Origin of the sequence: Pseudoalteromonas sp. T1lg65 (genome assembly GCF_051930985.1) — a bacterium.
In the GTDB taxonomy this organism is placed as follows: Bacteria; Pseudomonadota; Gammaproteobacteria; order Enterobacterales; family Alteromonadaceae; genus Pseudoalteromonas.
On the sequence record NZ_CP196837.1, the window covers coordinates 405,280 to 432,184 of the forward strand.

A 26,905-nucleotide genomic window follows, 5' to 3' on the forward strand; every position below is an offset into this window, starting at 1 on the left:
CTATTCAGCGTAGAGTGACTATCCAACTTTATAAGTTGAATAGTCTCGTGAAGATTTTAGTGGTGGCTATGTTCGTGCTCTTGTTCAGCAATACCAAGCCAAGTTATTGCCGAGGGCGCTGCGTTTAACTCGATGCTTGAAGAGATAGTCTTACTCTCTAGATCGACTTGATGTACCTGCTGCGTAATTGGATCGGCGACATAAACGTAATGGCCATTTTGCGCAACCGTCATGCTGAACCTCATGCCTTCAGGCATTTCTGTCACTTCTTTTTCAGAAATATCGATTTGGCCCTCTAGTTCCCAATGTTGATGTCCATCATGTTCATGTGCGCTGAGGATGTTCAAGAAACCTTGTGTATCCAAAACTAAAAAGTGTTCGCCGCTATATGAAAAGCTATATGCGACTGGGCTGGCGAGCGGTTGCCAATCAAGCGCTTCCATTTGCTTTTCATGAGGGTTAACCGTGACTAAAACGGCTTGTCCACTACCATGTCCAGAGGCAATACCAATAAAGGCTTGCTGTTCTTCATGACCATATAATGTGCCGATGCGGAGGTTATTAAGTGCTTCAATATTTGCAACTTTTTCTGCTTCATAAATATCGTCATGCTGGTGGGCAATTAACACACCATCACTACAGCCAAAAGCGACATATTCATGATTTTGCGTGGCGCCATGCAAGTTAGGGCAAGTCACCTCAAACACTTGCTCTAGTTCATATTCATTATCGTGTCGATGGTATACGCCGACTTGATCTGGCAAAATTTTGTTGGCCGATGTGCTGTCATTATCATCACGTCGGATTGTCGCAAGTAAGTGCTCACCACGAGGCTCAGCAGCACCATGCATATTGATGTCGTAGTCGAGCCTCGGAAGCTCCGCAGCTGCATTGGTAATATCAAGATCAGTTATGACTTGCACCGATGCAGATGTACCTGTACTAGCATTACCATCATAAAAAATAGCCATTTGACCGTCGTGTTTAATAACGTGGGTCGGCGCACTGCCAGCAAGCTCATAGCCACTCATAACAGGTGCTTCACTATAATCATGGATGTGTTCAACATGATCTTCTCGCCATAACCCACCATCGATGAAGCCAACGTAGTCTTGGTTACGACTAGTGATAACGGCATAGCGGTAGCCTGCCGAAGCTTTCAATGCATTTGAGCTATGAGTCAAAGCAAAACTGTCTAGCAGATCTCCATCATCAAGGTTGAAGATACTGATATTGGCTTTATCAGCGGTAAGTACAGCAAGTCTCCCTTTGGATTCAATGGTATAGCCGTCATCCCCATGACCATGCTTGTCGTCAGTTTTTTCTGCGGTGCCTTTTTCGATAAAAGTTGATTTTGTATCACCACAGCCTGATAAAAACAGCGCAGCTATTGCCGCTGCTAGCAAATTGAATTGACAAGATTTGAGCATATTATTCTCCTTGTATTATTAAATTTTTTATATGAAAAACAGTTAGGTATAACAAAACAAGGTCGATTTCTGCGCCAGATCTTGGTGGCAGTACTGCTACCAAAGTATCAAAAAGTATGCTTTGGACAAAAACAACGAGTCACTTTCAATATGCTGACAGCCACTTTTGACGCATAGCGTGCCCTCACTTTACTGAAATGTTATACCGTAACAAATTTGGCTTGTGATGTTATACTGTATCAAAATTAAATACAAATATGAGCGTCAAATTAAGGCGAACTAAATAGCATTATTGGGCAAATTTGCTTATGTGCAGCTGAGGTTAAATAGGATGTTGGCACAGCGCTCACTGATTTAATTAATAAGCGTTAGGTAAACATATTTTGTTACTGTTAATGCAGTGGCTAAAGATAACTGTTTTTCAATGCACCACGACTAATTTAGTAATCGCGGCTTAGGGCTTGTTGATCTTTGCTATTTGATTTTTGTTCCCCTCTGTGGGCTTTGAGCAACAATGCTTAAAACACACTGAGATGAACCCGCAGGGCAGCGCTTGATTGGTATTTCTACTTCATAATCGCCTGACTCACATAGAATAACTATGTTACGCAGGCTCTGCCTTGCATAAATGCCAATCAAACTGCTGCAAAACAAACTTGAAAGATCAACAGGCCCCAGTGCTGCGTTCACAGCGAATATCATATAATAGAGGTGCGTAATGAACACAGGAAAAAAAACGTTTATTCTTTCAGCAACATTAGTATTAAGTGCTTGTGTTGGGTACTCCAACGCCAAGCCCGTCGATTTGCAAAGTGAAAGCAGCTATCAACTTATTGCATACCAAAACTGCAATCCAGTGGTTAAGCATGTAATGGATCAAGAGCAAATCGCAGCCTATAAAGACTTAAAAGCAGCAGAGGTCGAGATGGCAGCAGTGGAGCTGCCAATGGAAGATATCGAGCAACAATTGTTGGTACTGAGCAAGGAAATAGAATTGGTTAGCGCCGATGCGATTATCGAAGATGGAGAAAAACTAGTCATCAATAAAAAGCTGTTGACGAAACAGCAGGAAAAAGCCAAGCAAATTGAGGCGGTAATAGAAGCTCACGCCTCCAAATTTGAGGCGATTGATGATTATGCCGATAAAGTAAGTGCTGCAGCAGATCGTTTTGATGAGTCTTTAGTATCGGTGTTGGGAGACTTAAAAGGGATCAATATTAATGTCATTGAGCCGGGTGAAACGCCAAAAGTGCGTTGTTTAGCATCGCATTGATAAACGTACTTTATTAATCGATTCGTTGAAATGCTTTTTATACTGCTTTGCTAAAGCTTGTGTGTCTTGATAGCCAACTTGGGTGGCTATCTGTTCGATGTTTAGATGCGTCGTGTTTAAGAGTTGTTTCGCACGCGTCAGTCGAGCAAGTCGAATATATTCAAATGGTGTCATGTTGGTAAAATGTTTGAAGCGGCGAATCAAGGTTCGTTCTGACATACAGGCAAGCGTAGCTAGGCTATGCAGAGTGTGATTCTTGCCAAGGTGTTCATTGATGTGATGTTGTATGTTTAATAAATGTTTGTCGCTGTGTTGCAAGTAATTGCTAAGCAATACAAATTCATTTTGACTGGCTTGCTCATTCGGTATGGCCAACCAAGCGGCTATCGTTTCTGCTATATCACTACCAAGTACATCGGTAATAAATCGTAGCATTAGGTGAAGGTAACTGTGTGCTGCGCCTGCGGTATAAATAATTCCGCTTTGCTCTGTTATTTTCTGAGCGTTGGGTGTTAGGGCTGGAAAATATCGCTTAAAAAAAGGTGTAAGCCACCAGCTACACGTAAATGCTTGGCCGTCTAATCTTCCTGTCGCTGCAAATAAAGCCGTACCACAACATCCGGCGAGTTGATAAGTCGCAGAGCTAAATACAGTGTTGTGTATTTTTAGCATGTTAGACACCTGCCTGCATTGTTTCCACAAGTCAGCCTCTGAGGTGAACTGACAGCCTACCCAGATAAGTACATCGGCATTTTCTAGCTCCTGAAAATGTCCAGAGCACATAAATGGTAGCCCCTGACTACTGATCACTTGTTCTCTACCAAACACAGAAATGGTTTGCCAGCTAAATACGGTTTTACCGCAAACTCTATTGGCAACATTCAGAATATCAATGACGCCAGTCAAAGCGCTTGCAAAGACATTATCTGGGCAAAGTAATATCACTTTCATGGCAATTTTGAACCTAAATAAGTCAATATTGACAGTTCAGCATAGCAGCTGAAGTCGGTAAGGTAAAACCTCATTAATTAAAGGAGGTGAACTATGTGGATCCATATCCCGATATTTTTTCTACTGGCACTGATCTTATTTCTATTGCTATTAACCGCGGGCGGAAGAATAAGAGCGGTTAAGAAAGGTGAAATTGCATTAAAAGATATCCGCTTTGTAGAAAAAAGTGTTTTTCCTGAGCGGGTTCGCCTAATCGGAAACAGCTATGAAAGCCAATTCCAGCAACCCATGATGTTTATTGTCCTGTTACTTTTCCTACATACGGAGCAAGCATCAGGTCAGTTTTGGTTTGTGATGAGTACGGCGTTTGTCGCCGCTAGATATTGGCATTGCTATGAACATGTGCTTGGTACTAACTTAAGGTTGCGCACATTGGCTTTTGCATTCAGCAGTTTATGCTTATTTACAGCTTGGTTTCGATTTTTATGGGAGCAGATCTAAGCGGTTATGTAATAAAAATGGAAGTTAACCCAACGGAAAGCCAAAGGAGAAAACGAGATCATCTTTTGGCTGTTCTTTTTATACGATTGTTTGAATCAAGCACACTGTCTGTCAGCGGCTCTGTTTTAGTACAACAATAATCATGGCTGGCATGCCTCACGGCTTATCGTTTTGCATTGGCCTTTTTTAAGGGAATCAGTATTACTCTTGTCTTTGGTGTGTGAAAACCACGATTAATTAGTTTAGTTGACTAAATTGGTGATGAAATCAGTATGGTTAGCTGTTTTTGTTATAGATAAGTCTCTGAATAGACTTGGTTTTCATTTTGGCATGCATATTGTTATAGGTATAATCACAGACTGAATAAGTAGTACAAAACAGGGATTAAACATGATTAAGAATAACAAAGTATTGCTCTCAACATTAATATGGATGGCAACGACAGTATGGTCAGCTTTATATTCTTTTGCGGCAAGAGCTGAGCAACCATTGGACAAGTTTATTCATTCAGTGATGAAAGAACGAAATATTCCAGGCTTACAGCTTGCGGTAGTAAAGGATGACAAAATAGTAAAACTGGGAAGCTATGGAGTTGCTGATTTACAACACAACGTCCCAGTGACTGACAAGACTTTATTTCCTATTAACTCCATGACCAAAGCCTTTACTGGTGTGGCTCTGGTTCAGTTGGTTGATCAAGGTGTTATATCCCTAGATGACCAAATCGGCAAGCACTTAACAGACTTACCAAAGTCGTGGCAGAGTCTAACCATCAGACAGCTAATGGCACATACCACAGGGTTACCTGAGATTTTGGCGTCAAAAAGCACCTTAGATTTAATTGTTCCTGGTGATATTGAAGCGTCATGGCAGGAAGTTCAGCGCAGACCATTTTTATTCGAGCCAAACAGTCGCTTTGAATATAACCAAACTGGCTACATCTTGATTGGTAAACTACTCGACAAGTACACGCCGAATGGGTTCACTAATTTTATCATCGACAAACAGTTTAAACCTGTGGGAATGAAACAAACGGCACAAGCTGGGTTTGACTACCTAGATGTGGTGATCCCAAACCAAACAAGACAGTATTATTATGTGGGTAATGGCGTATATGGAAACTTTTATGGTCAGTTTCCATACATGCTAAGAACGGCTGCGAGCATGAGCTCGACGGCGTCTGAGCTGGCCAATTATATGATTGCGCTACAAAACGAACAATTGGTTAAAGACGTCAGCGTATTATGGCAGCCAGCTAAACTTAACAATGGCCGTACTGAAGGTTTTAATCATAAAGAAAATGGTTATGCAGTAGGTTGGCAAGTGGGGCAACGTAAATATCACCCAAGCATTAGTGCTAGCGGCGGTAATGCGACCACGATGATTACTTACCCTAAAGATGATGTTGCTATCGTGGTATTGACGAACCTGCTTGGTGGATTACCCATTACCTTTGTGGATGATATCGCTGCTTACTACATCGAAGGCTTTAATCAACCACATAAGTTGGCGTCTTATGACCCTCAAGGTTACTTAGAGAAGCTAACTCAGGAACGGGGTTTTGATGATTTTGCTAGCACCTTAGCACAAGCCGAGTCAGATCTTGGCGTGACTTATGATATTGATATGATTGGTGAGTGGGGCAACGCGTTGGCAGGCGAGAAACGTTATGACGACGCGATGAAAGTCTTACAGTTTACGCTTTCAATGAACGATAAAAACTCATTTTTTCATTTTTGGTTAGCAAGAGCATACGAAGCTCAAGAGCAATATGCAGAAGCGTTAACTAGTTATCAAAACGTATTAAAATTGAACCCTAATGCGCAATTCACAAAGCAACGAGTGGCCGCGTTAAAAGCGCAGTTGAAATTGTAATGATGAAAAAGTGACGGCGAGTAGCCGTCACTTTTTTACTTCACGATGGCTTCTATCATGACGCAGTCATTGAGCTTTTTCCATGCATCTTCAGCAACATCTGGCGCATTATCCACCCACCAGTTCGCTTGATAAATCGCATTTTGGAAAGTCACTTGTTGACCACCGAGGTAGACCGCTCCTGTCTGCCATAGTGGAGCTTCACATTTAGGTGTTAGCTTGCCAAAAAAACCGGTAATACTAGAAAGTTGTCCTTGTCTACTGGTGCCAAAATCCACTCCTTCAGCTAGTACAACGGCGCCATCATTAGCAGTGATCCGCCAATTAAAGCGAAACACCTGAGCGCCGGGTTTGCCGTGCATCTCGATATTAGAAATTAGCTCGCCTCTTATTGGCATTAAGCCAAACTGGCGCATTTGTTCATGAAAACCGGCTATCCACTCACTGGTTTTCTCAACGGTGTTTACATCCATCTCTGCTGAAGTTGGGTCTTTATAGGTAAAGTCCGGGGTTGCAACATGCTGCAACACCGCAAGTCTTTGTTCGTTTGATTCAATAGACCAGGCTCGCATATAATTTTTGATGTTTTTTTCTAAGCTGGCGTTTGGGTTTGTTTGTGCATTTGTAAGCATTGGTAAAAATAGACCCAAAGCCAAACTAAACAGTGTTATCTTATTCATGGTTGCTCCTCAATGTAATAAAGATGGAGCGAGTATTTCAACCTAATCTAGGTTGGGCGTCTGTATTGATAAAAGAGGACTAATTTAGTTTTATATTATTATTTATTATTAGGTTAGGTGTGTTTAGTTTAGCTAGAGTGACGTGTGTCATTTACGTTTTGACGTAGATTAATGTCAAGGAGAAAGAGTTAGCATGTATCTTGAGGATTTATATTTAGTCAGCTGTGCAATTGTGTTGTTTTGTACAGGTCTCGTTTATCAACAAACAAGGCACCTCAGCTATCGCCTCATTTATATGCAAATAGGAAATATCGTCTTATTACTAACACCACTGACCGGCTATTTAGGGATACGTTACTCGACGATGCCTGACTTTATTATCAAGCTCTCATACAGTGGCGTTTTATTGTTTTGTGCCTTTGTTTACCTTCATTACCAGCAACGTATGCAGTCTGCTCTCAAAATTGCACTGCATTGCTGCCCCTATTTGTGCTTTTATACGGTAGATTTACTCGACATAGACACCAACCGGCTACCTTTTATCATCGTATTCTTTGGTATTATTTTTAGTTATTCGACTGCAAGTTGGTTGGCTTTCAGAGCAAATTCACTCAATCACAGTCGCCAAGAATGGTTAAATATTATCGTGGCGACATTGATCATAGTGCTAAGCGGTGCTGTTGTCGCAGGTTACTTAAGTAAAGCTGCTTGGTTAGGTTACTGCTGGCATGTATTGAATGTGTTAATTTGTATTTATGTCATCAGTTGGACGTTTAAAAATCTATATCGGCCATCTAATTTACTGATTACGACACCGTTGAGCCCAGAAACACCTGAACGTAAAGAAAAGCTGCTGAATAAATCAGTTGCAGCGCAGTTGGCAGAAAAATTAACCGAGTTATTAACCGTCCAAAAAGTCTATCTAGACAATACCTTGTCGCTTGCCAAGCTCTCTGAACTATTAGGTATCAATGTGCACCAAACGTCAGAGTTATTAAATGTGCACATGGACAACAGTTTTTATCAGCTACTCAATCGCTACCGCATCGAACATGCTTGTCAGCTCCTAAATAGCGGTGATCGCAGCTTGTCGATAACCGAAGTGTTATTTTCGAGTGGTTTTAATAATAAAAATACCTTTTATCGAGAATTTAAACGTTGCACCGGCATGTCACCTTCCGCTTGGCAGAAAAAGCACAAGCAGAAGCTCACTGAAGCAAATACACACTAGGTCATTTAAGGGATAAAAAATAGCGACTATCAAGAATTGCTAAACTAAGAGGCATCACCACAAACCATAGCAACCGTCCAAGCGAGGTAACCATGAGCGACATCGTAATTATAGGTATTCTAATCAGGCGGAAGTGAGTATAGTCACCATTGCCACCATCAAAACAGACGTAAAGTGGATGAAAGATACCTTCAAAGAAGAGCTAAGATCCATTAAAGCGAGGCTAACCAAGTTGGAGGGTCGACGTTCTATAACTTACTTAGGTATTGCATCAACTCAATAGTTGGCTGACCATCTATGTCTAAGCCTTTCTTTCGTTGGAAACTTTCAATTGCATCTTTTGTTTTCGAATCAAAATCACCATTAAGTTCTCCGTCGTAATGACCTCGCTCTTTTAGGTAATGTTGTATCATGAAAACGAGGCCGAAGTTTTGTGGGATAGAACCTTTTACATCATAATCCACAGATTCACTCTTAAATTCTGCCTGTTTTGGTTTGTTGGGCGATTTATATCTAGTTACGAGCTTAGGTGAACCATGGCAATGATAACCAACCTTTTTACTATTATGGCAACCTTCTGAGTTTGTTCTTCCGCTTGTTGCATATGCCTGTGAATTAGAAAAAATAAGAACCAAAAAAACAATGGTCATAAAATGGTTCACGTGCCGTCCTTAAATTTTTTTTGAACTTGTACGGGAATAGCAGAGTTTACTTGCCTGAGCATGTTTAAACGATTTGCTCAGTAACTTGAGCAACTTCTTCCTCTTGATAATAGCCCATTTAAAATAGATTGCTTGCCCCTTCGGGCCATAATTTGTGACGGTATAAACCTCCATGTTAAATTTTTCTAGCGCACTGTAGCCCAGCGCGAATTATGAGGGAAGATACGTTCGTCTATTTTCGGTTCGCACGCTACAATATCGAATGCGCCGCAGAGCAAAGCCCCTATCATGTGATTGCCTTTTTTAAGGCGCTCTTTGCTCTTTAGGCCCTTAATTGTTTTGTGCTGAATGTTTTGTTTTCATTGTGTATAATATCGCCCTAATTTTTCTCGCGAACGATGCACTTACTAGGTTGTTTGCTTGAACCAAGTTTTAAATATTCGCTGCTAACCGCCCGCTTAAAACCCAAATTTTTCTACAGTCCTATTCAATGTGGGTGACTGAGGGTTCCCAAAAGTGGTCAATTTGGCGCAGTCTTAGGCTAATTTTTGCCATTGAGGTACTATGCAAAATCCAGTTAAATCAGGCGTTGAGCCAGTAAATACAAGCGATTCAGCGTTTCGTCGCTTTTCCGTTGCGCCCATGCTGGATTGGACGGATCGTCATTGCCGTACGTTTCATCGTAAGCTGAGCAAACATGCTGTGCTGTATACCGAGATGATCACCACCGGCGCCATCATTTTTGGTAAGGGTGATTACTTGGCATTTGGTGAGCATGAGTTACCGGTTGCATTGCAGTTAGGAGGCTCTGATCCTAAAGCGTTGGCAGAGTGTGCGAAGCGCGCGCAAGAATATGGTTACAGTGAAGTAAACCTGAATGTGGGTTGCCCATCAGATCGCGTGCAAAACGGCCGCTTTGGTGCCTGTTTAATGGCTGAGCCACAGCTGGTGGCGGATTGTGTCGCCGCAATGAAGGCGGAAGTCTCTATTCCGGTGACGGTAAAAACCCGTATTGGTATCGATGAACAAGATTCTTATGAGTTTTTAACTGCACTCATTGAAGCGTCGCATCAAGTTGGGTGTGATGACTTTATTATTCATGCTCGTAAAGCTTGGCTACAAGGGTTAAGTCCAAAAGAAAATCGTGAGATCCCGCCGCTTGATTACCCGCGTGTTTATCAGCTTAAAAAAGACTACCCACATTTACATGTCAGCATTAACGGTGGCGTTAAAACCATCGAGGAATGTCAGCACCACTTACAGCACATTGATGGCGTGATGATCGGTCGTGAAGCTTACAGTAATCCGTTTATGTTATCGCAGGTAGATGAATTACTGTATGGCGATGCACCATTTACGCTAACTCGTCATCAAGTGGTGAGAAGTATGTACGATTACTTCGAACAACAAATGACCGAGGGCGCTAATTTTTGGCATATTGCTCGTCATATGTTGGGTATTTTCCAAAATCAGCCTGGAGCAAGAGGCTTCCGTCGTCACTTGTCTGAAAACGGCCATAAAAAAGGCTCAGGTATTGAAGTGATGGAAACCGCCTTGGGCTTTGTGCCTGAAATTTAAAGTCATGTGTGAAAAAGACGATTTGTTCGTCTTTTTCACTATTAAGTAACTATTCAGTTTTTCACTCCCTCCTCTGTTTATACCTAACTTAATGATATAACTCTGTTTTTAATTTTGGCACAGCTCTTGGAATAGTGTTTATACAAAATAAAAGGAGCGAATCATGCCAATCATCAACAGAATCGAAGATCTTATTAAATCCGAATTAAACGCGTTTTTAGATAAAGCGGAAGACCCTCAAAAAATGGCAAAGCAGCTGGTCCTTGAGTTAGAAGAAGCACTAGCAGAATGCAGAAGTACAGCCACTGAAGTAATTTGTCAGCAAAAAGTCCAGCAGCGACTTGTGGATAATGCCAACAAGTCTGCCGAGCAGTGGCAAGTCAAAGCTGAACATGCTATCGAAAAAGGCCGTGACGATTTGGCCAAAGCAGCACTAGAGCAAAAGCATAAGTACATCGAAGACGCACAACAGGCACAAGCTCAGCTTGACGAACTTAGCGAGGTGGTTGCCAAGCTAAGTGAAGATGCAGACAAGCTGCAAGCGAAAATTCAACAGCTAAAAGCCAAAGAAAAAGCATTACTGCGCAGAGTAGAAACGCAAACGGCCAGAATGTCGATTAAAAAAGTGCTAAATGGTCCAGATATCGCTGAAGCGACACGCAAATTTGAACAGCTTGAAATGAAAGTTGAACGTCTAGAGTCTGAAGTGGAAAGCTATGAATTAGGCAACCCTGATGTCTGGCAAACGTTTGAGCAACAACAAAAGCAGCAGCAAGTTGAACAAGAACTCGCTGAGCTAAAACAAAAACTAGCAAGTTAATTGTTGTGACTGATAACGCATTGCGTGTATAAGTTGATAACCACGCAATGCTTTAAATACTAATGCGTTGCATTGGAGGTGTTTATGAATAGCCGTTATAAAACTCAATTTTCAAAGTGCACAAAAGGCAAAAAGATCGGCGGAGTGTGTACTAAATTAGCACATCGATTTGATATACCCGTTTGGCTTACTCGCTTAATTACCGTATTAATGTTTTTTAAGTTTCCGATGTTTGTGGTGTTTGCCTACGCGGTTGCATGGTTTGCGATGCCCGACGACGAATATTGTAAATAGAGGGTAGTACTATGAAAATTGCCTCAGGTTTGTTAGTGGTTTTGTTGGTGTTACTAGCGATGTCGTGGTTGTCATTACCTGTGATCAGTTTTGATTTCCACCACTTAGAGCTGGAAAGCATGATGGGATTGGATTGGGTGGGTCTAGAATTATTGGGACTGATCGCAGGGATCCTTGCTTTTATTGCCGTGATCGCTTTAGTTAGCATCGGTGTTATTGGATTTGTTGCCGTGGTACTTGTTGGAGTAGCGCTAACCCTGTTATTTAACTCTTTAATGCTTTTGTTTCCCATTCTATGTGTGATCGGCATTGTATGGTTGGTCACGGACAAATCAAAACGCGCCAAGGCAAGATATTAAAATTAGCCACATGAATGACAAGGGGCTATTCATGTGGTTTTTTGCATATTGTATTTGGGGATATTCAAGACTTGATAAACCACGCGACTCCACGTTATATGTGGTATAGTAAATTCACCATCTATTCCCAAGGAAGTCAAAGTGAAATCAAGTGTAATCAAAACCTTATTGCTCGTTACCTGCGCTTCTTTTGCCACAGTATCAATGGCTAACTCTGCTCACCAACATTCCACGCATCAGCATGCTGAACAAGTGATGATCCACGATGCGAAAGTAAGAGTGTTTTTACCCGGTGCACCTTCGACGGCGGGTTATTTTACGTTAGTTAATCATACAGATAAGCAACATGTGCTAGTCAGTGCAGAACTTGAAGGCGCTGGTCGCGTTGAGATCCACGAACATATTCATAAAGAAGACATGATGAAAATGCAAAAGGTAGACAAGTTGAAGTTGGCGCCAGGTCAGCAAGTCAGCTTTCAACCTGGTGGCTATCACTTAATGATTTTTGAGCCAAACAAAGCGTTTGAGGCTGGGCAGCAGCACAGGCTTACTTTGTATTTTGAAAATGGCAAAAAAGTACAAACTAAGGCTGAAATAGTCGCCTTGGAAGACATGTTTGGTGATAGCAAACAACGTAAAAAACAACATCAACATTCGCATCATTAATGCTCATCTCACTTTCGGTGGTTGCTGATTTTGCGATAGGAAAACAACTCGGTGATGAGATTTGATATGCGAAATGAGTTAACGAGCGATGTGGATTGGTATAACTGTAACAGTGAGGAAATAACATGGGAAATCATATAGGAAAGATCCTCTCAGGCTTTGGTGCCGTGATTTTATTGGGCTATATTTTGGCGGTGTATTGGAGTAGCGAACCAGAGCAGTTCAATGTCGTTGCAGAAGCTCAAGCAGATGCCAACGACAAAGGCCGTTCCTTGGTCACTGGCTACACAACAACATATACCCTGATCCGAGTCGCCAATACATTATTGGATAAACCGGGAGGATATTTATCTAACGATGTGTTGCCACCAAGTGTAATGATGGACAACATGCCAGCATGGGAGTTCGGAGCTTTAGAAATGACGCGCGATCTTGCTCTTTCTATGCGCAAGGATTTTAGCCGTTCTCAGTCGCAGTCTACTGAACACCAAAGCTTAAAAATGGCACAGCCTCAGTTTAACATCAGTTCTACAGCTTGGATGTGGCCTAGTGCTGAAGGTGAGTATCGTAAAGGTATTGAATATTTAGACAAATATCTTGCTCAAATCGCGGATAATCAAAATCGCGAAAGTCAATTTTATGCTCGCGCAGATAATTTGAGAGCGTGGCTAAAAGAAGCTGAAAAGCGTATGGGCAGCTTAAGTCAACGACTCAGCGCCAGTGTTGGTCAAGATAGATTGAATACCGATCTGGCAGGTGATAGTGCCGCAGATCAAGCGACAAAAGCACCGAGCCACAGTGAAATTAAAACGTCGTGGTGGAAAATCGACGACGTTTTTTACGAATCGCGAGGTGCCACTTGGGCGCTATTGCACTTCTTAAAAGCGGTTGAGCATGACTTCGCTCCTGTGCTTGAGAAGAAAAACGCCAAAGTGAGCTTACAGCAAATCATTCGTGAGTTAGAGGCGACACAAGACACCGTATGGAGCCCGATGATTTTAAATGGCAGTGGTTTTGGGATGGTGGCAAATCATTCGCTGGTAATGGCAAACTATATTTCCAGAGCAAATGCCGCCTTGATTGAATTAAGTGAATTATTAGCGCAAGGATAATATGATGAAAAAACAAATTGTAGCAGCGGCTTTATCGCTGGCTTGTCTTGCTCCCGTCGCTCATGCTGACACCATCTTAGGGCTCTATATCGGTGCCGAAGGGTGGGATACAGAAACCGAAGGAAGCTTTTCAGAAAAAGGCCAAATGCAAAACTTCAATTTTGAAGATGAAACATTTACCAGCTTCTACGCCGCGCTAGAGCACCCTGTGCCGCTAGTACCAAATCTTAAACTTAAGTACACGGAGCTAGAACTGACAGGTCAAACACAGCTAACTGAGTCTTTTGATTTTGGTGATGAAGTATTTACCGTTGGTACTACTGCTACAACGGATGCAGATCTTACTCATATCGATTATGTATTATATTATGAAGTGCTAGATAATGACTTAATCAGTATCGATTTTGGTGTGAACTTCAAACAATTTGACGGTTCAATCAAGGTTGCGGGTACCGCCAATGGATTTTCTCGCAGTGAAGAAGTTGAGTTCTCTGGATTTGTACCACTTGGCTATTTACGTGGTGAAGTTGGCCTACCATTAACAGGGTTAAGCCTGTTTGCCGAAGGTAGTGTGTTGGCCATTGATGACAGTAAAATTCAAGATTACCAAGTCGGTGTTGCTTACGAATTCGTTGATAATATGGCAATTGATGTGGCGATCCGAGCGGGCTATCGTTCAATGGTGTTAGAACTAGACGATGTTGATGATATCAATACGGATTTAGATGTATCAGGCCCATTTGCGGGTATTCAAATCCATTTCTAAGACGCCACTTTTTGTAAAGAGGCTATTAGCATTAGCCTCTTAAGTACTTTCTGTCTTTTTAATCCACTCTAAATTAAATTCGCTGTCTAGCGCACTATGTAATAGACCTTTGTATTGTTTACTGATTGGCGCCTGGATCAGTCGCTTAAGCTCATCACCCGTTTGCGTTAACTTGTAGTAACTGAGTACCAGATCATTACTTTTGGCGCTCAGCTGCAATTTTTGTTTTTGATAGACGAGCTTTAGTGATTGACCTTTTTGCATGGTGGCAGATTCAATTTCTTGTCTATATAACAGGCCAATATCCATGAGCGTCAAAATATTAGGGAAGCTCAGCCCCGCTTGACTTAAATTGATAGATTCAGTACTGCCTTTTCTTATCAAATCAAGGATTGAAGGCCTCTTATAGTAACCGTGCAGAATTAAAAAACTGTCTTCTTTTTCTAGGTAACCACATAAGGGGGCACACCTTTGGAATGCATTGGCTTCTTTTTGTGTCATCAACTTAAGCGTTTGCAGACTCTTTATAGAAAAGGTACCGGGAGATATGCTCTCGCCGACTAAAATTTTAGCCCAGAGCTTTTGCATCGCTAGATTCGCAATATCTTCGGCCAGAGAAACAAAATGATCGAGCCAGTCTGGATCGGGTCGGCCTCGTGCAGTTACCTCAGGGCACAACGACAATGCCATTCCCATGACCGATTCAATGTTTTGTTGGCGCTGAATTTTATCTTGTTGTTGTCGTTTGAGTGCGCGTTTTAGAACATGGTGCTGCGTTCTAACGATATATTGATTTTCAGTATTGCGTTGAGCGTTGTACTTAGCATTTTGTGAAAGCAAAGGTTGTACGCCTTTCACCATAGGGTAGCCAAGCTTCTCTTCGATTAGAAGCGCCAGAGCTGACTTCACCTGCGCATTTTTAACTGCCATTCCTTGCCTGCAACTTATATAACGTGTTCATGTGATTCAACGCTGAATCGAGTTGTTGTAATAGGTATTGCTTTACGAAAAGCGCTAGATACCCGCCGATAATTGGTGTGTTAACCGTGCCATCCAATGAAATTATAAGGTGACGTAACTCGTTCTCGTTGTCCACTTTTATCGACACATTAATGAAGTGCTCAGGTGAAATATGGATCACTAGCTGCAATTCATTGTCCAAAATACTGGTTATGGTTAGCTCAGCCTCACCCCATTGGTGCTTAATAATTGTCGAAGCGCCAACATAACGCTCGCTTGAAATTTCCTGCAAAGCAATCGCTTGTCCTTCGTTCCAGTTAAATAATTGCGGCCAATGGTCGATACGTAATGGAGTGAGTCTTGTGTCACTTTGTGGGTAATTTAGGAGGACTGTCCTGCTTAAGTGATATTGATGAGGTAGCGACAAACCAAGGATCACAATGAGAAGAGACAAAAAAAGTGTCACCTTAAGAGGTTCAAATATAAGCTTAATAGGACCACCTCACGATTAAAAAGCATGATAAATCATCTATTTTGTTCTATCTTCAACTATAATATTTCATGACTGTTAATGGAATAAAACTGTTGTGAGAAAATTTTTTCACCTTTGGAAATTGGGTGACTTTTTACACATGAGTGTACGTACAAACGAATAAGCAGTTCGAACATAAGGGTATAGCATGGCATCTGAGCAAGATGATTTTTTGTTTGCAGAGCACGATGATCAAGCTCAAGAAGAGGCGATCAGTACTTTTTGGGATGTGCTCGTGGTAGATGATGACCCTGAAATTCACTCTGTGACTAAGCTGGCGCTATCTAACGTTGAATTTTGGGGCAGAAACATCCGTTTCTTTCACGCCTACTCGGGTCATGAAGCGATAGATGTATTAAGAGAAAATCCAAGCATTAGTATCTTACTTTTAGATGTTGTGATGGAAACGGATGATGCGGGCCTTAAAGTCGTTCAAAGGGTTCGGGACGAACTGAAAAACGATGCCGTGCGGATCATCTTAAGAACAGGGCAACCCGGCTACGCCCCCGAAGAAAAAGTCATCCGCGAATACGATATCAATGACTATAAAATGAAAACAGAGCTTACCCGCAGTAAGCTTGTCACCTCGTTACTCACCGCTATCCGCTCTTACCAACAAATCTGCGAGCTTGAGGCGCAACGCGAAGCTTTAGAGGAAATCGTCAGTGCATCACGGGCGATTTTAGGCTACAGCGATATGCAAACCTTTTCCTTAGCGGTAATAAGACAGCTTGCGTATTTATTACATGCCCCGGAAGATGGTTTGGTATGTGGTTATCTAGAAGATAAGCAGCTAACCGTGTTTGGTGGCAGCGAACAGTACCAGTCGTTTTTTGGCAAAGGTATTGAGCAACTGGACAATGGCCGGACCATTATGCAGGTCAAAAATTGTCTAGAAAGTGAAAGTCATCAGTTTACTCCTCATGATGTAACCTTGTTACTAGAGAGTAAGGGAAGAAAAGCCGCGATTTATTTGGAATTAGAGGCGGAACCATCGGCGTCTCAATTAAAGTTTGTCGAGATCTTTTTAACCAACGTTTGTGTTGGACTCGATAATGTAAAACTATTCAATGAATTAAGAAATGTCGCTTACAAAGATGCGCTAACTAAGTTGCCTAACCGTGCAAATTTTGTGGAAAAAATAGCAGAATATTATAAGGGTAATGAAGGGCTGCTATTTGTGCTCATTGATATTGCTCAATTTTCTGATATTAACAATGGTCTCGGTCAAGAGGTCGGTAACCTGTTATTGTTAAGTGTTGCAGAGCGTATTGAGCTGGAATTTCCCAAAGCTAAACTTGTTTCAAGAATTGGTGCTGATGTGTTTGGGCTGTTACTGCCAGAGCATAGCTTTGATGAAACCTTGTTCCAAGATAGCTTAACGGTGCCGTATCAAGTTGGCGAACATGTACTTACCATCCATTTTCATATTGGAATATGCAAGCAAGGTGACTTCCAGCCACAAGGTCTCGAAACACTAAAACTGGCTTATATCGCACTAAACCAAGCTAAGCAGTCCAGTATTGCACTCGATTGGTACACTGCAGAGCTAGAAGAGCGAATGGCCTGGAAACTCGGTTTGATAAGGCAGCTTAGACAAGACTTTGAACAGCGCAAACTGGAAGTGTGGTATCAACCGCAGTTTGCAATAGATCAGCGTCGTGTGATTGGTTGCGAAGCGTTACTGCGTTGGCCTTCTGGCAATGGCAGTTACATTTCACCTGCTATTTTTGTACCACTGGCTGAAAATGCAGGGTTAATTGTTGAAATAGGGCAATGGGTGTTAGAGCAAGCCTGTCAGCTACAGAAAAAGCTTGCAGACTCAGGGCGCGATATGAGTGTGGCTGTCAACGTTTCTGTTCCCCAATTCAAAGTGCCAAACTATGCACAACAGGTCCGAGATACGATTCTCGCGTTTGATGTGGTCCCTTCAAGTATTGAGCTTGAGGTAACCGAAAGCGTGCTAATGGATGAAGTAAACACGGTGGTACGAACGCTTCAAGAATTGCAGGAGTTTGGCGTTGAGGTTGCGATTGATGACTTTGGCACCGGATTCTCCTCTCTTAGTTATTTGCAAAAGTTACCAATCTCAAGACTGAAAATAGACCGGGCCTTTATCAAAGATATACCAGAGCAAGATAGTGGCGCGATTGCTGAACTAGTTATTTCACTGGGCCGTCATTTGGGATTGAAAACAATTGCAGAGGGTGTGGAAACAGAAGAACAAATGGGTGTTCTGGAGAAATTAGGCTGTGACGAAGTACAAGGGTTTTTGTTAGCTAAGCCAATGCCTGAACAACAGTTGCTGTCATTTTTAGATAAAACAAAGTAGTCATATTGTTTATAGCGCGGCAGTCGTACGATTTTTATATTACCTGCCGTATTCAAAAACGCATTGTGAAATACGTTGACGAAAAAGGCATTTCTCTCTTCAGAGAAATGCCTTTTTCTTGATAATAAAACCCATGTTGGTTGTTTCTCATCAGTTCAGCACGTCCAGCCAGTTGCAACTTGTCACGTGTATTTATTTCATGGCGATTAAGCTCAAAGCGACTATTGGTCATGCCCAAATTCAGCGGCTCTAAACCAATATAGTGGTGCCAAGACTGAGTACGACTGATTAGTGTCATAGCATCGTAAAATTTTTTCGTTTCCTTGTACTTTTTTTGGTTTTGACAATCTCGACTTTCTTTACCACATCTGTCCGTAAAAATAGCGTACACACGCTTGTTGTTCCCAATTAAATGGATTACTCCCCCGAATCTAACATGCTGTGTGTTAGTGGCTGACGATTGATGTCTTAGAGCTGTATGCAGGTTAACTACGGTTGTTTTGTCAAACTCACTGTCCCTTGAAGATCCTCCAGTTGTAAAAGCCCCTACATTAGAAACAGACAAGGCACTAATTGTGAAAGCGACTACAGTTAGTGAGCTTTTAATCAGATTAACAGTAGTAAATTTCATTGGCCTCTCCTTTGGTTAAGTTTCTATAAATAACTGTGCTCAATTATCGATTGGGTTCGTATATAAAAAATAAATTAAAAGTGTTTTTTTCGTTTTAATTAATCTTAATTGAGAGCGCTTTTATACAACCTGTAAAAAATGACAGGGAGGGGGGAATCGAAATAACAGGTGGGAGGTGGCAGAACTACAATCTTACTAATTTTCCAGATGATTTTTAATTTCAGCATCAAATTCAAACGGGAAAATAAGATGCTAAATTCATTAATCGTAGATACAAAAGAGTACAATAAAATAGATTTAGAAACAAAAAAGAGTATTCATGAGTTAAGATATGACGTATTTTATAAAAGACTGCAATGGCAGGTACCTGTAAAAGGTAATATGGAAATTGATGAATATGATGATTTAAGTCCAATATTCGTTTCAGTTAAAGACTCCGGAGGAGATTTAATTGGTTGTTTAAGAATACTACAAACAACGAATAACTATATGTTGAAAGATACATTTCCAGAATTGCTACAGGGAGTGCCAGCCCCAGAATCTAAAAAGGTTTTGGAGATAAGCCGTTTTGCAACCAAAAAAAGTACAAATCTGATTGATCTTCGCGATAATCGGTACGTATTATACTCAGTGTTGCAGCAGGCTTATCTATATGCAATACAACAAGGAGTGGAGGAGTATGTAATGGTGACCACCAGAGCAATGGAACGCTATCTAAGTAAGCTTGGGATCCCGACTAGCCGCTTAGGTGAAGGTAAAACAATGGATATAGGAGGTGTTCAATCAGTGGCATTACGTATGAGTATGAATGCAGAGTTCAGAGATTCGGTCTTTGAAATTCACTAAAACACACTAAATTCCGCTCCGTATCGTCGTTCAGTGCGTGCTGTCTTTTCGCAATATAGAACGCGTTTTATAAGCGATTAACTATGATACGGAAGCTACATGAACCCAGAAATCACGCTGAAATTGGAGCGTTGGCTGTCACAGTGCCAACGCACTACTACTAAATACCAGCTGGTACAGATCTTACAGTCTATTTCCAAGAGCATGGAAATGGATTATTACTTGATGTGTGTCGTCTCGCCTCAACAACTGAGGTCATCTGAACTGTTTATTGTTGAAAACTATCCATCAGATTGGATGAAGTATTACTTTGAGAAAAATCTTAAGTTTAATGACCCAGTGGTACTGTATACAGAAAACGCAATCACCCCTTTGTTTTGGCAAAACGCTAACATTGTCGCGACAACTAACCCAAAGGCCGATCCGTCGATCATGCATCGTGCCGAAGATGCAGGGTTGATAGATGGTATCACCATTCCAATTAGGGGTATGTTTGGAGAATTTGGTTTAATAAGTTTGGCGTCCAAGCACCTTATCGATTATGACAAATTGATTCAAATGAATCAGATTTTACTAACGTTATCACCTTATTTATACGAAGCCTCGACAAGAATTAAACTAAACCAAACATCTTCAGTTCAAAAGATTGAATTAACCGAGCGAGAAAAAGAGTGTATGGAGTGGATCTCTGAAGGTAAGACCGCTTGGGAAACGGCGCAAATCCTTAATATATCAGAACGAACGGTGAATTTTCACGTTAATAATGTTATTGATAAAGTAGGTGCATCTAATCGGCAGCATGCAGTTGCTAAAATACTAATATCTGGGGTTTTAAAGCCAGTTATTTAGTTGTCATTAAATATTAATAATTATAATTTTTCTTATAGACGTTATTTTGATTTTGTAAAAACATATTTTTGACAGTTCTAATTTTATTATTTTCGCGGGTAAAACAGGTTTGCTAAATTTGTTTTATTTTGCTGAATAAATAATGAGTTGGAATTATCATGAATAAATCAAATCAAATTGCAATAATAGGAATGGGTTGTCGCTTTCCCGGTGGGGCAGATTCTGCCCAGCAGTTATGGGAAAATGCAAAAAAAGGAATAGATGGGATTTGTGACGTCCCACAAAATAGATGGGATGTTCGTAAGTATTACAGCGAAAATCGCAAAAAGCCTGGTAAGGCACATGCAAGGCAAGGTGGGTTTGTAAACCAACGCCTTGATACTTTTGATCCACTATTTTTCAATATTTCTCCAAAAGAAGCGGAAGTGGTCGATCCCATGCAGCGCCTTCTGCTGGAAGTCAGTTGGGAAGCGTTAGAAGACGCAGGTATCACTACCGAAGAAGTCAAAGCCGTTAAAACCGGTGTATTTGTCGGTGGCTTCGCAATAGACAACAAGGCTATCCACTTAGATAGTCAGAATATCTACAACATTGATTCAACGACACCGTTCGGTGTAACACATGCGTTATTATCAAACCGCCTGTCTTATGTGTATGATCTTACAGGTCCAAGTATGTCAGTTGACACTGCTTGTTCAGCGTCGATGACAGCACTGCACTTCGCAGTACAAAGTTTACGTCAAGGTGATTGTGATATGGCGATGGTGGGTGGTGCGAACACCATGATGACACCGCATTATCCGATCACTATGAGTAAAGGTCAGTTCTTGTCTCATCACAGCCGCTGTAAAGCGTTTGATGCCGATGCAGCAGGTTATGTGCGTGCTGAAGGCGCTGCTATCTTACTACTTAAGCCGCTAGAAAAGGCATTAGCAGATGGTGATGATATTCATGCTGTGATCTGTGAAACCGGTGCCAATCAAGATGGCCAAACCACAGGTATTTCTTTACCAAATCCTGAGGCGCAAGAAGCCTTACTTAGACAGGTTTATGGTAAAGCTGGCGTAGATGCGTCAGAGCTAAGCTACATCGAAGCACACGGCACTGGCACAAAAGCTGGTGATCCACTAGAAATCAAAGCAATTAGCGCGGTATTAAGTGACCGTAGCAAAGACGACCCATGCTTAGTCGGTTCAATCAAAACGAACATTGGTCACTCAGAAGCAGCGTCTGGTGTTGCAGGTCTGATTAAAGCCGCAATGACAGCGCGCGATAAAGTGGTTGCGCCAAATCTACACTTTAATAATCCAAACCCAGAGATTCCGTTTGATTCACTGCCGGTAAAAATCCCAACAGAGATTCACGAATTAGATCAAAGCAGAACGCACTTCGTTGGCATTAACTCATTTGGTTACGGTGGTAGCAACGCTCACGCATTATTACGATCACTAGATGCGGACGAAAAGGTTCGTTGCAATAAGCAACATGAGAGAACCACGGACCTTGTGGATGGTCCTTATATCGTGCCTGTTTCAGCTAAATCAGAAAAAGCACTGTATCAGGTGGTAGAGCGCTTGTTAGATTTCTTAGAGTCACCTGCGCGTGATGACGATCCTGTGTCTTTGTCTGATGTGATTTATACCTTATCGCAAAAGCGCGATGTACTAAATATCCGCCACGGTTTTGTTGTTTCTAGTCTAGATGACTTAATCGACAAGCTAGCAAATTACTTAGATGAGCAGCCGAATGATGCAGACGCCGACGGCGTAGCACACCAGAAACACCAAGGTGTAAACCTTGTTTGTACTGGTATGGGCCCACAGTGGTGGGGCATGGGGCGAGGTTTATACCAAAGCAATCGCATTTTCCGTGAAACAGTTGAACGTTGTGATGAAGTGTTTACTGAAATCGCAGGTTGGTCCATCAAAGAAGAGTTGCTTAAAGATGAAGCAGACTCTCGCATGCATGAAACCCAAGTTGCACAGCCTGCAAACTTTGTTATTCAAGTTGCTGTATACGAGGTGCTACGTTCTTACGGTGTTAAACCACTAAGCGTAGTTGGTCACAGTGTGGGTGAAGTAAGTGCCGCATATATTTCTGGAGCGTTATCACTAGAAGATGCATGTAAAGTCAGTTATCACCGCAGTCGCTTACAGCAAACATGCTCAACGGCAAATGGTGGTATGTTAGCGATTGGTTGTTCAGTAGAAGACTTTGCGGCATGGCAAGAGCAATACCCTGAAATTGAAATTGCGGCAATCAATGGTGAAACCACAATTACTGTTGCTGGTGACAAAGGACAGTTAGAAGAACTTGAGAAGAAAATCACCGAAACGGGGACTTTCGCACGTTTGTTGGCAGTGGAAATCGCCTATCATAGCCAATACATGGACCCAATCAAAGATGATATCTTCGCTGCATTAGCGGATATCAAACCTCATACTACTGAGTTGCCACTAGTTTCTACGGTAACAGGTGAGCTGATTGAAGGTGAAAAACTTGATGCGCAATACTGGTGGCAAAACGTTCGTCAAGCCGTGTTATTTGCCGATGGCTTCCAGTCATTGCTGAAACAAAATGATGCGCCAGTGATGGAGATTGGTCCTCACCCAGTTCTGAAAAGTTCTATCCAAGAAGGGCTTACAATCGCAGAAGACAGCCGTCCTCAGCTTGCTTCATTGAATCGCAAAGAAGACGACAATGTTCACTTCTTCAAGCAGCTAGCAAGCTATGTGTGTCAAGGCGGTGAGTTAAATTGGCAAGCGCAATTCGACGCACAAGCTCGTTTTGTCAGATTACCACACTACCCATGGCAGCGTGACACATACTGGCGCGAGTCTCGTATGTCGATTGAAAAGCGCCTTGGTTTGGCTGGCTTCTTGTATCTGAACGAGCGCGTAGATCGTATTAATCCAACTTGGCAGCTAGAACTCAACCCTTACTTGGTTCCTTACCTGAACGATCACAAAGTACATAACACGGTTGTGTATCCAGGTGCCGGTCTTATCGACAGCATGGTTTGTGCCGCAACTGAAGCGACAGGCCAGAGCAATATGACACTGGAAGGCATCAAAATTGAAAATATGCTGACCGTAGATGACGATCAAGTAACAAGAATGGAGACAAGTTTTGACCTTGCAACTCAGCGTTTGAGCGTTGCAGTGCGAAACATTGCTGACGACAACGATAACTGGAAGCCTATTGCATCCGCTAAGTTATTGTCACAGTCACTTGATGCGCCAGCGTTAGATGTTGATGCGATTGAAGCACAGTGTACTAAGCCTTACGATGTCGAAACCTTCTATACTCAGTGTCGCGATGCGGGTCTAGATTATGGTCATTACTTCCAGACAATCCGTGATATTAAAGTGTCTGATGATGCGGTACTTGCGAAGGTAACGTGTGTTGAGGAAGTTTTGAACGAAGTTGACCAATATCGTGTTCACCCCACACTGCTTGATGCTGCATTCCAGTCCTTACTTACAGTAACGGGGTTGGAAAAAGCGTATATCCCAGTTGAAATTAAACAGTTAACGTTACTTAAAGAAAGTGCCAACGCGGGTTATGTGTATGCGGTTAAACGTAAACAAAGTGAGCGCAGCATTCACTGTGATATTTATCTATTCGACGAAAACAGACAGCCAATTGTGTACGTTGAAGGGTTACTCTGTATGGCAGTTGATAGCGGTTCACAAAGTGATGAGGTGGTTAACCCGCATAACTATCACTATGAGTGGCAAGCACTAGCAGCGCAAAAAGATCGAAATGTCGTGACACTACCCATGGCGATTTTATGTGATGGCTCAGTATTGTCACAGGCAGTCAAAGAAAAAGCTGCAGATCTAGGCGTACAAGCCTTGGTGCTTGAAGCGGGCGAGAGCTATAAAAAACATGGCTTTAGTCACTTCGTTGTTAATTCGCAAGATGAAAGCAGTATCAAAAAAGCATTGGAAAACTGTCCATTCGTAGAACCCAGTCTGGTGATCGACTTATGGTCAAGTAATCTAGATACAGCAACGGTATTTGATGCTCAGCAAGTCAGTGAGCATGCTTATGCATTACGTAACCTTGTTGAGTCTCTAAAGACGCAATACCCAGAGCGTCAAATGGAACTGATCAAGGTTACTAGAAACGGCCAAGTGAACGAACTGGAAGTAGAAAGCGGTGCAAACTTTAATTTCTCTGCTTCGGCATTGGCAGGCCTGGCACCAAGCGTAGTGAACGAATATCCATATATTCTTTGTAAGAGCTTAGACTTCGGTCAAGTGACTCAAGAGCAGCTTCTTGAAGCATTATTTGCTGAATGTGAAGATGGCCGTAACGAAACCGAGATCCGGGTTAACGGTGATAGCCGATATGTACGCCGTATTGTTGCTACCTCAAGTGAGCTAGATAACGACGAAACTATCGTGGTATCAACGGATAACTTAGTGGGCCTTGTGCAAGCTGAAAATGGTCGTTTAGATTCATTGGCCTATGAGCTACTGGAGCGCACTTCACCCGCTGAAGATGAAGTAGAAATTCGTGTTCACGCCAGTGCAGTGAACGGCAAGGATGTATTAAAGCTAACAGGTCGCATTGCTGAGTCTGTGACTGAAAATACCTTCTCTGGTGAAGCATTTGGTATTGAAGTGAGTGGTGTAGTCACACACGCTGGAGCTAATACACAATGGCAAGAAGGCGACGAAGTGGTGGCTTTCTATAACCAAGGTGCTTATCGCAGCTATATTACGACCAAAGATCAATTCATCGTTAAAAAACCTGCACATCTAAGCTTTGCTGACAGCACAAATTACATGGGTTACGTGACGGCTTATCAGGGTTTAATCCGCTTAGCTCAACTGGCTAGCAATGAAAACGTACTTATCCACAATGCGGCGGATGATGTCGGTTTGGCTGCTATTCATATTGCTAAGAGTGTTGGCGCAAACATATTCGCAACCGCTGATAGCCAAGAAAAGCGGGAGTTCCTTAAATCGCAGGGTGTCGAGCAAGTGTTTGACTCACGCTCGTTAGCTTTCTATCAAGCAATTCGCACTGCGACTAACGGATATGGTGTAGACGTGGTACTTAACGCCAGAGATGGTGACGCGTTACATAAATCAGTTGAACTACTGGCTCCGTTTGGTCGCTTTGTTGAGATTGGAAAGAAAGATATTTCTGACAACTCAGCACTGGCGATGCGTAGCTTCAACGAAAACTTACAGTTTAACTCGTTGGATATTGAGCGCTTGATGGTACAAAAACCAGATTATTTCCAAGCGCTGATGGAAGAAGTCAGTAACTTCTTGAACAACAACACGGACTTCACTGCACCTAGTAAGTCGTTCCCAGCTTCACAAACACAACAAGCATTGGAGTTTGCAGAGCAAGCAGAGCAAGTTGGTAAAGTGGTTATTGATTACTCGTCGCAAGAGCTCTCTGTGATTAAACCTCAAGAACGCCATTGGTTAACGGCGCAAAGTACCTATCTGATTTCAGGTGGTACCGCTGGCTTTGGATTAAGGCTTGCAGAGCAATTTGCAACTTGGGGTGTGAAGCGCCTAGTACTGATTAGTCGTAGCGGACGTATCGCTGATACTGACTTAGCTGTTCTGGAACACATGCAATCACTCGGTTGCGATGTGGTTACCCGTAGCGTCGACATTACAGATGAAGCGGCGATTAATGCGCTAGTTAGTGAAATCAACGATGTTGATTTACCGCTAAAAGGCATCATCCACAGTGCTGCGGTGCTAGATGATGATAATTTATCTGGCTTAAACGTTGCGCGCTTTAATCGCGTGTTAGCACCAAAAGCGCTAGGTGCGATGTATCTACACAATGCATCTTTGCAGTTAGATAGCGCTCAAATTGAAACGTTCGTGATGTTCTCGTCACTGTCTTCAATAATTGGTAACCCTGGACAAGCTAACTATATTGCTGCCAATGCGTTCTTAAATTCGCTCGCACAATATCGCCAAGCGAAAGGCTTGGCAGCTACCACTATAAATTGGGGCGCATTGGCTGAGTCGGGCATGGTGGCACGAGATCAAACCGTTAAACAGATCCTTGCTGAGCAAGGGGTATACGGTATTTCTAACGCCTATGCTTTCACTCAATTTGATGCCGCGCTAGAAGCACGCAAAGTGATGTGCGGTATTATGGATGTTGAATGGCCTTTATGGTTCAACGTGAATCCACCATCAAAAGGTTCGGCTCGCTTCTCATTATTACTTGAGCAATTTGCACAAGCTGATGATGATTCGCCAGCACAGCTGTTCCAAAACTCCTTAATTCAACTTCCACAACCAGAGCGCAAGGCCTTATTGGTCGAGCGATTAAAAGAGCAAATCGCTGAGCTATTGAAGTATCCAATCGATCAGATGGACTCAAAGGTCAGCATCACCTCTTTGGGTGTAGATTCCTTGACGACTCATGAACTGAGTAAACGCATATTCGTCAACTTAGGTCTTTCTGTATCGGGCATGGTTCTGCTTTCAGGACCTAGCATCGAACAGCTTGCTAAGCAGCAGTTAGACGAACAATTTGCCGACGTCGCTTAACTCCAAGTTTGG

Annotated in this window: 22 protein-coding genes; 15 read left to right on the top strand and 7 right to left on the bottom strand. The window is 42.2% G+C overall.

Translation table 11 applies throughout. From position 1 onward, the window contains the following. Positions 1–56 precede the first annotated feature (56 nt). Entirely contained in the window at positions 57–1,430 is a 1,374-nt protein-coding gene (locus ACSLBF_RS01860) for a 5-methyltetrahydrofolate--homocysteine methyltransferase (protein ID WP_440054928.1), read from the bottom strand. A 718-nt stretch (positions 1,431–2,148) separates the two neighbouring features. Here ACSLBF_RS01860 and ACSLBF_RS01865 point away from each other — a divergent pair. Beyond that, on the top strand, positions 2,149–2,703 hold the full coding sequence (locus tag ACSLBF_RS01865) for a hypothetical protein (protein WP_440054929.1): 555 nt from the start codon (positions 2,149–2,151) through the stop codon (positions 2,701–2,703). Here the strand turns inward: ACSLBF_RS01865 and ACSLBF_RS01870 are convergent. After that, positions 2,689–3,654 carry a GlxA family transcriptional regulator gene (locus ACSLBF_RS01870; RefSeq protein ID WP_440054930.1) on the bottom strand — a complete coding sequence of 322 codons (966 nt, stop codon included), beginning with the start codon at positions 3,652–3,654 and terminating at the stop codon, positions 2,689–2,691. The genes ACSLBF_RS01865 and ACSLBF_RS01870 overlap by 15 nt on opposite strands. Positions 3,655–3,747: 93 nt before the next feature. Between ACSLBF_RS01870 and ACSLBF_RS01875 the strand changes: the two genes are divergently transcribed. Next, positions 3,748–4,155 (top strand): MAPEG family protein, encoded by a 408-nt coding sequence (locus ACSLBF_RS01875; RefSeq protein ID WP_440054931.1) that lies wholly within the window; start codon positions 3,748–3,750, stop codon positions 4,153–4,155. Positions 4,156–4,545: 390 nt separating this feature from the next. Then, on the top strand, positions 4,546–6,030 hold the full coding sequence (locus tag ACSLBF_RS01880; protein WP_440054932.1) for a serine hydrolase: 1,485 nt from the start codon (positions 4,546–4,548) through the stop codon (positions 6,028–6,030). 35 nt (positions 6,031–6,065) lie between these two features. On the opposite strand, the gene ACSLBF_RS01885 is transcribed toward ACSLBF_RS01880, so the two are convergent. Then, positions 6,066–6,710: a hypothetical protein gene (locus ACSLBF_RS01885; RefSeq protein ID WP_440054933.1), complete on the bottom strand. Its 645-nt coding sequence runs from the start codon at positions 6,708–6,710 to the stop codon at positions 6,066–6,068. 193 nt (positions 6,711–6,903) lie between these two features. On the opposite strand from ACSLBF_RS01885, the gene ACSLBF_RS01890 reads away from it, so the two are divergent. Next, a complete protein-coding gene (locus tag ACSLBF_RS01890; protein WP_440054934.1) occupies positions 6,904–7,941 on the top strand; it encodes a helix-turn-helix domain-containing protein in 1,038 nt (345 codons plus the stop codon). Between the two features lie 248 nt (positions 7,942–8,189). Here the strand turns inward: ACSLBF_RS01890 and ACSLBF_RS01895 are convergent, their stop codons facing one another. Beyond that, on the bottom strand, positions 8,190–8,603 hold the full coding sequence (locus ACSLBF_RS01895; RefSeq protein WP_440054935.1) for a peptidoglycan-binding domain-containing protein: 414 nt from the start codon (positions 8,601–8,603) through the stop codon (positions 8,190–8,192). Positions 8,604–9,167: 564 nt separating this feature from the next. Here ACSLBF_RS01895 and dusA point away from each other — a divergent pair. The 7 genes from dusA (at position 9,168) to ACSLBF_RS01930 (ending at position 14,198) form a co-directional block, all read left to right on the top strand. Next, positions 9,168–10,181, top strand: a complete 1,014-nt coding sequence (dusA, locus tag ACSLBF_RS01900; RefSeq protein WP_440054936.1) for a tRNA dihydrouridine(20/20a) synthase DusA — start codon at positions 9,168–9,170, stop codon at positions 10,179–10,181. 163 nt (positions 10,182–10,344) lie between these two features. Then, positions 10,345–11,001 (top strand): PspA/IM30 family protein, encoded by a 657-nt coding sequence (locus ACSLBF_RS01905; protein WP_440054937.1) that lies wholly within the window; start codon positions 10,345–10,347, stop codon positions 10,999–11,001. A gap of 84 nt (positions 11,002–11,085) precedes the next feature. Beyond that, complete coding sequence (locus tag ACSLBF_RS01910; RefSeq protein WP_440054938.1) at positions 11,086–11,295, top strand: PspC domain-containing protein; 210 nt, start codon at positions 11,086–11,088, stop codon at positions 11,293–11,295. Between the two features lie 11 nt (positions 11,296–11,306). After that, a complete protein-coding gene (locus ACSLBF_RS01915) occupies positions 11,307–11,654 on the top strand; it encodes a hypothetical protein (RefSeq protein ID WP_440054939.1) in 348 nt (115 codons plus the stop codon). 141 nt (positions 11,655–11,795) lie between these two features. After that, the gene (locus tag ACSLBF_RS01920) at positions 11,796–12,320 is read left to right on the top strand and encodes a copper chaperone PCu(A)C (RefSeq protein WP_440054940.1); all 525 of its coding nucleotides are present in this window, start codon (positions 11,796–11,798) and stop codon (positions 12,318–12,320) included. A gap of 125 nt (positions 12,321–12,445) precedes the next feature. Next, on the top strand, positions 12,446–13,432 hold the full coding sequence (locus tag ACSLBF_RS01925; protein WP_440054941.1) for a DUF2333 family protein: 987 nt from the start codon (positions 12,446–12,448) through the stop codon (positions 13,430–13,432). A 4-nt stretch (positions 13,433–13,436) separates the two neighbouring features. Further along, complete coding sequence (locus ACSLBF_RS01930) at positions 13,437–14,198, top strand: TIGR04219 family outer membrane beta-barrel protein (protein WP_440056182.1); 762 nt, start codon at positions 13,437–13,439, stop codon at positions 14,196–14,198. Between the two features lie 39 nt (positions 14,199–14,237). On the opposite strand, the gene ACSLBF_RS01935 is transcribed toward ACSLBF_RS01930, so the two are convergent. Further along, positions 14,238–15,128 carry a TIGR03899 family protein gene (locus tag ACSLBF_RS01935; RefSeq protein ID WP_440054942.1) on the bottom strand — a complete coding sequence of 297 codons (891 nt, stop codon included), beginning with the start codon at positions 15,126–15,128 and terminating at the stop codon, positions 14,238–14,240. Continuing rightward, positions 15,118–15,612: a hypothetical protein gene (locus ACSLBF_RS01940; RefSeq protein ID WP_440054943.1), complete on the bottom strand. Its 495-nt coding sequence runs from the start codon at positions 15,610–15,612 to the stop codon at positions 15,118–15,120. The genes ACSLBF_RS01935 and ACSLBF_RS01940 overlap by 11 nt, the downstream gene beginning before the upstream one ends. A 226-nt stretch (positions 15,613–15,838) precedes the next feature. Between ACSLBF_RS01940 and ACSLBF_RS01945 the strand changes: the two genes are divergently transcribed. After that, entirely contained in the window at positions 15,839–18,022 is a 2,184-nt protein-coding gene (locus ACSLBF_RS01945; RefSeq protein ID WP_440054944.1) for a bifunctional diguanylate cyclase/phosphodiesterase, read from the top strand. 52 nt (positions 18,023–18,074) lie between these two features. Here ACSLBF_RS01945 and ACSLBF_RS01950 read toward each other — a convergent pair whose 3' ends face one another. Continuing rightward, positions 18,075–18,653, bottom strand: a complete 579-nt coding sequence (locus tag ACSLBF_RS01950; protein WP_440054945.1) for a hypothetical protein — start codon at positions 18,651–18,653, stop codon at positions 18,075–18,077. Between the two features lie 249 nt (positions 18,654–18,902). Here ACSLBF_RS01950 and ACSLBF_RS01955 point away from each other — a divergent pair, with 249 nt between their 5' ends. The 3 genes from ACSLBF_RS01955 (at position 18,903) to ACSLBF_RS01965 (ending at position 26,893) form a co-directional block, all read left to right on the top strand. Continuing rightward, the gene (locus tag ACSLBF_RS01955) at positions 18,903–19,499 is read left to right on the top strand and encodes an acyl-homoserine-lactone synthase (protein WP_440054946.1); all 597 of its coding nucleotides are present in this window, start codon (positions 18,903–18,905) and stop codon (positions 19,497–19,499) included. Positions 19,500–19,598: 99 nt separating this feature from the next. Continuing rightward, positions 19,599–20,348, top strand: a complete 750-nt coding sequence (locus tag ACSLBF_RS01960; protein ID WP_440054947.1) for a helix-turn-helix transcriptional regulator — start codon at positions 19,599–19,601, stop codon at positions 20,346–20,348. 158 nt (positions 20,349–20,506) lie between these two features. Next, a complete protein-coding gene (locus tag ACSLBF_RS01965; RefSeq protein ID WP_440054948.1) occupies positions 20,507–26,893 on the top strand; it encodes an SDR family NAD(P)-dependent oxidoreductase in 6,387 nt (2,128 codons plus the stop codon). Positions 26,894–26,905: the final 12 nt, after the last annotated feature.

Bases quoted from the DNA above. Each gene is read 5' to 3' on its own strand.
- ACSLBF_RS01860 (WP_440054928.1), bottom strand. From the start codon at position 1,430: ATGCTCAAATCTTGTCAATTCAATTTGCTAGCAGCGGCAATAGCTGCG.
- ACSLBF_RS01865 (WP_440054929.1), top strand. From the start codon at position 2,149: ATGAACACAGGAAAAAAAACGTTTATTCTTTCAGCAACATTAGTATTA.
- ACSLBF_RS01870 (WP_440054930.1), bottom strand. From the start codon at position 3,654: ATGAAAGTGATATTACTTTGCCCAGATAATGTCTTTGCAAGCGCTTTG.
- ACSLBF_RS01875 (WP_440054931.1), top strand. From the start codon at position 3,748: ATGTGGATCCATATCCCGATATTTTTTCTACTGGCACTGATCTTATTT.
- ACSLBF_RS01880 (WP_440054932.1), top strand. From the start codon at position 4,546: ATGATTAAGAATAACAAAGTATTGCTCTCAACATTAATATGGATGGCA.
- ACSLBF_RS01885 (WP_440054933.1), bottom strand. From the start codon at position 6,710: ATGAATAAGATAACACTGTTTAGTTTGGCTTTGGGTCTATTTTTACCA.
- ACSLBF_RS01890 (WP_440054934.1), top strand. From the start codon at position 6,904: ATGTATCTTGAGGATTTATATTTAGTCAGCTGTGCAATTGTGTTGTTT.
- dusA (WP_440054936.1), top strand. From the start codon at position 9,168: ATGCAAAATCCAGTTAAATCAGGCGTTGAGCCAGTAAATACAAGCGAT.
- ACSLBF_RS01905 (WP_440054937.1), top strand. From the start codon at position 10,345: ATGCCAATCATCAACAGAATCGAAGATCTTATTAAATCCGAATTAAAC.
- ACSLBF_RS01910 (WP_440054938.1), top strand. From the start codon at position 11,086: ATGAATAGCCGTTATAAAACTCAATTTTCAAAGTGCACAAAAGGCAAA.
- ACSLBF_RS01915 (WP_440054939.1), top strand. From the start codon at position 11,307: ATGAAAATTGCCTCAGGTTTGTTAGTGGTTTTGTTGGTGTTACTAGCG.
- ACSLBF_RS01925 (WP_440054941.1), top strand. From the start codon at position 12,446: ATGGGAAATCATATAGGAAAGATCCTCTCAGGCTTTGGTGCCGTGATT.
- ACSLBF_RS01930 (WP_440056182.1), top strand. From the start codon at position 13,437: ATGAAAAAACAAATTGTAGCAGCGGCTTTATCGCTGGCTTGTCTTGCT.
- ACSLBF_RS01935 (WP_440054942.1), bottom strand. From the start codon at position 15,128: ATGGCAGTTAAAAATGCGCAGGTGAAGTCAGCTCTGGCGCTTCTAATC.
- ACSLBF_RS01945 (WP_440054944.1), top strand. From the start codon at position 15,839: ATGGCATCTGAGCAAGATGATTTTTTGTTTGCAGAGCACGATGATCAA.
- ACSLBF_RS01950 (WP_440054945.1), bottom strand. From the start codon at position 18,653: ATGAAATTTACTACTGTTAATCTGATTAAAAGCTCACTAACTGTAGTC.
- ACSLBF_RS01955 (WP_440054946.1), top strand. From the start codon at position 18,903: ATGCTAAATTCATTAATCGTAGATACAAAAGAGTACAATAAAATAGAT.
- ACSLBF_RS01960 (WP_440054947.1), top strand. From the start codon at position 19,599: ATGAACCCAGAAATCACGCTGAAATTGGAGCGTTGGCTGTCACAGTGC.
- ACSLBF_RS01965 (WP_440054948.1), top strand. From the start codon at position 20,507: ATGAATAAATCAAATCAAATTGCAATAATAGGAATGGGTTGTCGCTTT.